The 8,474-nt window shown below is 63.5% G+C and carries 4 protein-coding genes; all 4 read right to left on the reverse strand.

The genetic code is table 11. The features are described 5' to 3' along the window. Positions 1-5: 5 nt before the first annotated feature. The gene (locus tag RFN30_RS31080; RefSeq protein ID WP_320265806.1) at positions 6-956 is read right to left on the reverse strand and encodes a glycosyltransferase; all 951 of its coding nucleotides are present in this window, start codon (positions 954-956) and stop codon (positions 6-8) included. 36 nt (positions 957-992) lie between these two features. After that, positions 993-2,213: a glycosyltransferase family 2 protein gene (locus RFN30_RS31085; protein ID WP_320265807.1), complete on the reverse strand. Its 1,221-nt coding sequence runs from the start codon at positions 2,211-2,213 to the stop codon at positions 993-995. A 272-nt stretch (positions 2,214-2,485) separates the two neighbouring features. Then, the gene (gene dnaE / locus RFN30_RS31090; RefSeq protein ID WP_320265808.1) at positions 2,486-6,010 is read right to left on the reverse strand and encodes a DNA polymerase III subunit alpha; all 3,525 of its coding nucleotides are present in this window, start codon (positions 6,008-6,010) and stop codon (positions 2,486-2,488) included. Between the two features lie 113 nt (positions 6,011-6,123). Next, positions 6,124-8,136, reverse strand: a complete 2,013-nt coding sequence (locus RFN30_RS31095; RefSeq protein WP_320265809.1) for an acetyl-CoA carboxylase biotin carboxylase subunit — start codon at positions 8,134-8,136, stop codon at positions 6,124-6,126. Between the last annotated feature and the right edge of the window lie 338 nt (positions 8,137-8,474).

Consider the following 8,474-nt stretch of genomic DNA (forward strand, 5'->3'; position numbering starts at 1 on the left):
TGGCGTCAGAAAGCCCCTGTCAGTTTCGCGCGAAGCCGGCACACGGCGCGCTCACGCAACCGCGAGTCGCGCAAATAGCGCCTCATTCCGATCGGCCCGAGCGACAGCACTACACCGGCCGCACGAACCAAGGCCTTCAAGTTGCCGGCCGACGCAGCGGCCAGCGACACGTTGACACTGATCGACGCCCTGGCGGCGGGCCCTATCCTGCGGCGGCTGCTCGCCGGAAGCCGGGGCAGATGGCGCTCCAGGACAGTCTGCATTTGGGATCGGAACTCGCTCGCATCACGCGATCCGGTCACGGTCAGCGAACTGCCGTGAACCCGAAAGGCGGTCGTGACCTCGTCGTGATAGATTACCGGTCCGGTACCGGCGAGCTTCGCCCATATATCCCAATCCGCCGTATACCAAAGTTTCTCATCCACCCCTCCGCACGCCAGCCATGCGCTTCGGCGGAATATCGGAGCGGGCACCGAGACAAAATTTTGCACGAGCAGCCGTTCCAGCAGGAATTCGGCTTTTAGCATCTCGTCAGCCGGCAAGGGACAGTTCCAACGCCCCATTCGCCGTCCGTAGCGGTCAACGATAGCGGTCGGGGCCAAATGAAGCGCGGCTTCCGGCGCATCCGCGAGCCAGCGGCGAACGGCCTCGACGCGCCCGGGCAGCCACAGGTCGTCCGACGGGAGTATGCAGACATGATCGGCGGCCGCCAGCTCGACGCCAAAGTTGGTCTTCGTCTGCCACTGTCCGAGGTCCCTTCGCTGAAGCAGCCGAAGGGGCAATCGGTGGACAAATCGCTCGACAACGGCCGCGGTGGCGCTCGTCGGACTGCTGTCGATAACGATTATCTCCAAGCCATCGGTCGGCTCTGCGGCCAGCGAGTCAAGTGTCGCGCCGATCCATGCCGCTCCTTCGTGGACCGGCATGATGACGGACAGAAAAGGCTTTTCGATCACGCAGCTACCTCTTCCGCCCGGAAGCCAGTCGAACCGTCAGAACGCACGCCTGCCGTCCAGGTTATCAAGCAACAGCTTGAGCACAAAGCCGGCCAGCACCATGGACATGCCGGCCACGCAGGCCGTGGTGGTGACGAAGGTCAGGTGCACCGACTGCTCCATCGGGCCGCCCACGAAAATCCAATGCAGCGCCAGCAGCACGTCCGCGCCAAAGCCGGCCACCGCGAGCGCGCCACCGGAAAAGACCAGCCATTCCAACGGGCGGCCGCGCATCAGCCAGGGCACGATTCGGCCACCATGGACCGGGTGATAGATGGCGATCGCCACCTTGGCGAGCATGCCGAAGAGGATCGCCGAAAGGCCGATCAGCGTCGCCATGGCGGAGAGCGCGACGAAGTGAATTCCGAAATACCACCCGCCGATCCGGACCGGTCCCGCGGCGAGGGTCGCGAGGCCGGCAATGCCGGCCACCAGCAAGGTCGCCCCCGGTATGAGATAGATGGTGTTGGGTGCATGGGCCACGATCAGCCGCAGGTGTCGCCACCCGTCGCGGAACGAGCGCAGATGAGGCGGGCGGCCGCGCTTGTCCGGATAGAGCTTGATCGGCACCTCGCGGATCACGAGGCCTGCGCGATGCGCGTTGATGACCATCTCCGAGGCAAATTCCATGCCGGGCGAGCGCGCGCCCATCTTGCGGAACGCTTCGCGGGTGAACCCTCGCATGCCGCAATGAAAATCATGGACCGGGGAATGGTGAAGCCAGCGGGCAATCGTTGAAAGCACCGGATTGCCGAGATACCGGTGCAGCGCAGGCATGGCGCCGGGCTCGATACCGCCAGCGAAGCGATCACCCATCACCAGTTCGGCACCCGCCTCCAACGCGTCGATGAAGTCGCCGAGGCCGCTCCAGTCGTAGGAATCGTCCGCATCCGCCATAATGAGGTACTTGCCTCGCGCGGCTTCAGCCGCCGCGCTGATCGCCGCGCCATATCCCTTGACCCGCTGGTGCACGACACGCGCGCCGAGGGACTCGGCAATCTCGACTGACCGGTCGCTTGATCCATTGTCCCCGACGACGACCTCCCCCTGGATGCCCCGCTTTTCGAAGACATCGAGAGCCTTGCGAATGCAGATGCCAAGCGTGCGCTCTTCGTTCAGGCAAGGGATGATGGCCGACACGAGAGGAGCCCCTTCATCATCGGCGCGCTGCCCATCGAGATCAGTCTGGACTATCGCGAAATTCGACTTGTCGACCATCGTGCCCGCTCCTGCCCGATCGTCAGCCCTTGCTGACGACTTGGACACACGCCCCCAACATTCCGCAGCCTAGCTGCAACATTAGCAAGAACAAGTTAGTCAAAGATATACAGAGCCATACGCTGTTGAGCGAATGACGTGTTCGGCGAGTACTTGGCGGGAGCGGGGTGATGAGGCTTGAGCTAGCGGCAACGCCTCGCGCTAAAGCATTCCAGGAAAACCGTGCACCCATTTTCCGTTCAAAATTGTGCGAAAACAAATAGTTGGAGCGCCTATACCAGTTCTACTTCGACGACACCCTGCACTGCGCGCATGGCAGATGCGATTTGCGGCGAGACGCGGTAACGACCCAGATCGATCTCGACCTCGCCCTGCGCCTCCCCCTTAAGCACGATGATGCTAACCTGACTGTCACCACGCTGTTTCAGCTGTGATTGAATGATAGAAGATGGGCGATCATCTCTGACAAAGATGCGCAGTGCCTTCTGAATACGACTCGCCTCATCATCCAGCGATTGAACCGAGTTAATACGCAGATTGATGCCCTCTGGTCGGTCCTCAGCCGCAACGGTGATCACCACCGAGTTACCAGGCTCCAGCATATCGCGAAATTGCCCCAAGCCTTCGGAAAACAGAACCGCCTCATACTGTCCTGTCGTATCGGAAAACTGAACTACACCCATCTTGTTGCCTGTCCGGGTCTTGCGTTCCTGCTTGGAAGTAACCGTCCCCGCAAGCCGCCCATTAGTCGCGCCGCGTTTAACGCCTGCGGCAAATTCCGCCCAGTTCTGCACCCGCATCTTCTGGAGCGCGGCCTTGTATTCGTCGAGCGGATGCGCCGACAGATAGAAGCCGACCACCTGGAATTCGCGGTGCAGACGATCGGCGGCAAGCCAGGGATCGGTCGCCGGCAGGTTGAGCGCCTGCGACTGGCTCCCAAGCGAGGCGCCGAAAATGTCGGCCTGGCCGGAGATGGCGTTCTGCTGCGCCAGCGAGGCCAGCCCCATCATCCGCTCGACGCCGGCCATCATCACGGCACGGTCATGCCCGAAGCAGTCCAGCGCGCCGGCCATGATCAGGCTCTCGAAGACACGCTTGCCGACGATCTTCGGATCCACGCGCTCGCAGAAATCGGCAAGGCTCTTGAACGGCCTCTCGCCACGCTTCTCGACGATGTGCTCGACCGCCGCGTCGCCGACGCCTTTCAAAGCGGCCAGCGAGTAGAAGATCTTGTTCTCGCCGACCTCGAAGGGCCGGAAGCTGCTCATAACCGAAGGCGCCACCACCTCGATGCCGAGGCGCAGCGCGTCCTGCCGGAAATCGGCCAGCTTGTCGGTGTTGCTCATATCGAGCGTCATCGACGCCGCCAGGAACTCGACCGGGTAATGCGCCTTGAGATAGGCGGTCTGGTAGGAAACGACCGCGTAGGCGGCGGCGTGCGACTTGTTGAAGCCATAGTCGGCGAACTTCGCCAGGAGATCGAAGATGAAGTCGGCCTGCGCCTTGCCGACGCCGCGTTCCACAGCACCCGAGACGAAGCGCTCGCGCTGCTTGTCCATCTCGGCGCGGATCTTCTTGCCCATGGCGCGGCGCAGGAGATCGGCTTCGCCAAGCGAGTAGCCGGACAACTCCTGCGCGATCTGCATCACCTGTTCCTGGTAGACGATGACGCCTTGCGTCTCCTTCACCAGATGGTCGATCTTGGGATGGATCGAGGCCATCTCCTCCTCGCCATGCTTTCTGGCGTTGTAGGTCGGGATGTTCTCCATCGGGCCGGGACGATAGAGCGCGACCAGCGCGATGATGTCCTCGATGCAGTCGGGCCGCATGCCGATCAGCGCCTTGCGCATGCCGGCACTTTCAACCTGGAACACGCCGACAACCTCGCCGCGCGACAGCATGGAGTAAGTGTCGGGATCGTCGAGCGGGATGCGGGCAAGATCGATATCGACGCCGCGCCGCCGGATCAGCTTCACCGCCGTTTCCAGCACCGTCAGCGTCTTCAGGCCGAGGAAGTCGAACTTCACCAGCCCCGCCTGCTCGACATATTTCATGTTGAACTGGGTGACCGGCATGTCCGAGCGCGGATCGCGGTACATCGGCACCAGTTCCGACAGCGGCCGGTCGCCGATGACAATGCCGGCGGCATGCGTCGAGGCATGGCGATAGAGGCCTTCGAGCTTCTGCGCCGTGTCGAGCAGCGTCTGGACGATCGGTTCCTTCTCCGCCTCCTCGGCGAAACGCGGCTCGTTGGCGATCGCGTCCGCCAGCTTGACCGGATTGGCAGGGTTCTGCGGCACCATCTTGGAGAGCTTGTCGACCTGGCCGTAAGGCATCTGCAGCACGCGGCCGACGTCGCGCAGCACGGCGCGCGCCTGCAGCGTTCCGAAGGTGATGATCTGCCCGACCTGGTCGCGGCCGTATTTCTGCTGGACGTAGCGGATGACCTCCTCGCGCCGGTCCTGGCAGAAGTCGATGTCGAAGTCCGGCATCGAGACGCGGTCCGGGTTGAGGAAGCGCTCGAACAGCAGCGAGAAGCGCAACGGGTCGATGTCGGTGATGGTGGTGGAATAGGCGACCAGCGAGCCGGCACCCGAACCGCGCCCCGGCCCGACCGGAATGCCTTGCGATTTGGCCCATTTGATGAAGTCGGCAACGATCAGGAAGTAGCCGGGGAACTTCATCTTCTCGATGATGCCGAGCTCGAATTCGAGCCGTTCGCGATATTGCTCGACCGTATAGCCCGGCGTCGGGCCGTGCTTGGCAAGCCGCGCCTCCAGGCCCTCGCGCGCCTGGCGCGCGAGCTCGCCGGCCTCCGCCTTCTCCGCCGCATCCTTGTCGGCGGCATCGGCGCCGGTGAAGCGGGGCAGGATCGGGCTGCGGTTCTTCGGATAATAGGCGCAGCGCATCGCGATCTCGACCGTGTTGTCGATCGCTTCCGGCAGGTCCGAGAACAGCCGCGCCATCTCCGCCTGGCCGCGCAGGAAATTGTCGGGCGAAAGCCGCCGGCGGTTGTCGGCGGCGACCACGGAACCCTCGGCGATGGCGATCAGCGCATCGTGAGCCTCATAGTCCTCGCGCTTGGAGAAGAAGGCCTCGTTGGTGGCAACCAGCGGCAGTTGGTAGGTGTAGGCTAGATCGACGGTCGATTTTTCGACCATGCGGTCATAACCGGCGACCCGTTCCAGCTCGACATAGAGACGGTCTCCGAACAGGCCTTTGAGGAAGTGCAGCCGCTGCTCGGCAAGGTCGCGGCGATCCGCCTTCAAGGCGCTGCCGATCGGGCCGCGCGGGCCGCCGGTCAGGCAGATCAAGCCGTCGCAACGGCCTGCAAGCATCGCGCTGGTCAGATGCACCGGCTCGCCGGGCGGCGTCTCCAGATAGACCTTGCTGATCAGCCGAACCAGATTGGCATAACCTGCCTCGCTGGCGGCGATCAGCACGACTGGCGACATATCGGGACCGTGCCGGCGGCGGTCGCGCTGCGCGTCGCTCGCTTCGCCGGAAAAGGCGAGATCGATCTGGCAGCCGATGATCGGCTGGATACCGTCCTTGACCGCCTTCTGGGCGAACTCGAGCGCGCCAAACAGATTGTTGGTGTCGGTCACCGCGATCGCCGGCGCCTCGTCCTTGACCGCGTGCCCGACAATGGCACCGAGCTGCAGGGCGCCCTCGAGCAGCGAATAGGCTGAATGCACGCGCAGATGGATGAAGGTCCGCGCCGACGCTTCCGGCCGCGCGGCCTTCACGGCTGCTTCGCGCTGCAACGGGTCGCGTGGAAGTCGTTCATCCGCCATGTTTTTTCGCGCTATCCCAAGGACTCATCTGTGCTGATGTATTGTCCCGGACGGAGCGATGCCAGTCCAGCACAATCGATCGCGGACCACAGGCTTCCGCCCCCTACGCCGCCTCAGGTGAACTCCATGATCACCGCGTCCACCGCCAGGCTGTCGCCGGGCTTGGCGTTGAGCTTCGCCACGGTGAGGTCGCGCTCGGCCCGAAGCACGTTTTCCATCTTCATGGCCTCGACCACGGCCAGCGTCTCGCCGGCCTTGACCTCTTGCCCCTCGGCGACGGCGATCGAGACGACGAGGCCGGGCATCGGGCAAAGCAACATTTTCGAGGTATCCGGCGGCAGCTTCTCCGGCATCAGCCTTTCCAGCTCCGCCGTGCGCGGCAGCATGGCTTGAGCCGTCACCGACATGCCTTTCCAGGCGATGCGAAGGCCGTTCAGCACCGGCCGGACCTGCGCCGCGATGCGGCTGCCGCCGACCGTGCCGTGCCAGATCGCGTCGCCCGGCCGCCAGTCGGAGGCGACCGTCAGCGGTTTGCCGCCATCGATCGACAGATCGACCTCCATCGGAATCGAAACCATGCCGTCGACGATGCCGGCGGCAAGATAGTGCGTGCCGATCTTCACCACCCAGTCGCGCTTGAGATGGCCCGAATGCGGCGCCAGCCGTCCGCTGAGGCGGTCGAGCCGGTCCCGGCGCAGCAGCTCGATCGCGGTGGCGATGGCGGCGAATACCGCCCTCTCCTCGCTGTCGGGCTCGACCGGCGCGAAACCGTCCGGATATTCCTCGGCGATGAAGCCGGTCGACAGCCGCCCCTCGCGCCAGCGCGGATGCTGCATCAGCGCTGCCAGGAACGGGATATTGTGTTCGATGCCGTCGACGACGAAGCTGTCCAGCGCTTCGGACATGGCGTCGATGGCCTCCAGTCGCGTCGGCGCCCAGGTGCAGAGTTTTGCCACCATCGGGTCGTAGAACATCGATATCTCGGAGCCCTCAGTGATGCCGGTGTCGTTGCGGATCACGACGTCGCCCAACGTGCCCTCTTGCGGCGGCCGGTAGCGCGTCAGTCGGCCGATCGACGGCAGGAAGTTGCGGAACGGGTCTTCGGCATAAAGGCGGCTTTCCACTGCCCAGCCGTTGAGCTTTACGTCGCTCTGTTTGACGCCGAGCTTTTCGCCGGCGGCAATGCGGATCATCTGCTCGACCAGGTCGATGCCGGTGACGAGCTCGGTGACCGGATGCTCGACCTGCAATCTCGTATTCATTTCAAGGAAATAGAAGTTCTTGTCCTTGTCGACGATGAACTCGACCGTGCCGGCGCTCTGGTAGTCGACGGCTTTTGCCAACGCCACCGCCTGCTCGCCCATGGCCTTGCGCGTCTTGGCGTCCAGGAATGGCGACGGCGCCTCTTCGACCACCTTCTGGTTGCGGCGCTGGATCGAGCACTCGCGCTCGCCGAGATAGAGCGCGTTGCCATGCGCGTCGGCCAGCACCTGGATCTCGATATGGCGCGGATCGACGACGAATTTCTCGATGAAGACGCGGTCGTCGCCGAAGGAGCTTTTTGCTTCCGAACGCGCGCGCTCGAAGCCGTCGCGCACTTCCGCCTTGCTCCAGGCGATGCGCATGCCCTTGCCGCCGCCGCCGGCCGAGGCCTTGATCATGACCGGGTAGCCGATCTCGCCGGCGATCCGTTCGGCATGGTCCGCATTCTCGATGACGCCCAGCCAGCCCGGCACGGTCGAGACCTTGGCCTGGCTGGCGAATTTCTTCGATTCGATCTTGTCGCCCATCGCGCGGATGGCCTTGGGCTTCGGTCCGATGAAGACGATGCCTTCCTTCTCCAGCGCCTCGCAGAAGGAGGCGCGCTCCGACAGGAAGCCATAGCCCGGATGCACCGCCTCGGCGCCGGTCTCCTTGCAGGCGGCGATGATCTTTTCTGCGACGAGATAGCTCTGCGCGGCGGGCGACGGGCCGATATGCACGGCTTCGTCGGCCATTTCGACATGCACGGCATCGCGATCGGCGTCCGAATAGACCGCGACCGTGACGATCCCCATCTTGCGCGCCGTCTTGATCACGCGGCAGGCGATCTCGCCGCGATTGGCGATCAGGATCTTCTTGAACATTCGGGTGTCGTTCCTCCGGCGAAGCCGTCCAGTTCTATGGACAATCCCGCCGTGTCTCAAGTGGCCGGGCGCCGTGCCCGCTTTGCCCCTATTGCGAATACCGCGTCGAAAAACGTCGCAAGGGAAGTTGGCCATCTTGAAAGAACTCGGTAAGGTGACTGTGGGCTTACACAAACGGCGGGCAGCCGGCGATTTCATATCGCCTGGCAGAGTTGACGGCTTGCCGTAAGCTGAAACTTGAAGATTGCCTTGGGAGGAATGCCTCATGAAAACGCGTGCCGCAGTCGCCGTTGGTGCCGGAAAGCCGCTGGAGATCATGGAGGTGGACCTCGATGGCC

Origin of the sequence: Mesorhizobium dulcispinae (assembly GCF_033977345.1) — a bacterium.
GTDB classification, from domain to species: domain Bacteria; phylum Pseudomonadota; class Alphaproteobacteria; order Rhizobiales; family Rhizobiaceae; genus Mesorhizobium; species Mesorhizobium dulcispinae.

Bases quoted from the DNA above. Each gene is read 5' to 3' on its own strand.
- RFN30_RS31085 (WP_320265807.1), bottom strand. From the start codon at position 2,213: ATGGTCGACAAGTCGAATTTCGCGATAGTCCAGACTGATCTCGATGGG.
- dnaE (WP_320265808.1), bottom strand. From the start codon at position 6,010: ATGGCGGATGAACGACTTCCACGCGACCCGTTGCAGCGCGAAGCAGCC.
- RFN30_RS31095 (WP_320265809.1), bottom strand. From the start codon at position 8,136: ATGTTCAAGAAGATCCTGATCGCCAATCGCGGCGAGATCGCCTGCCGC.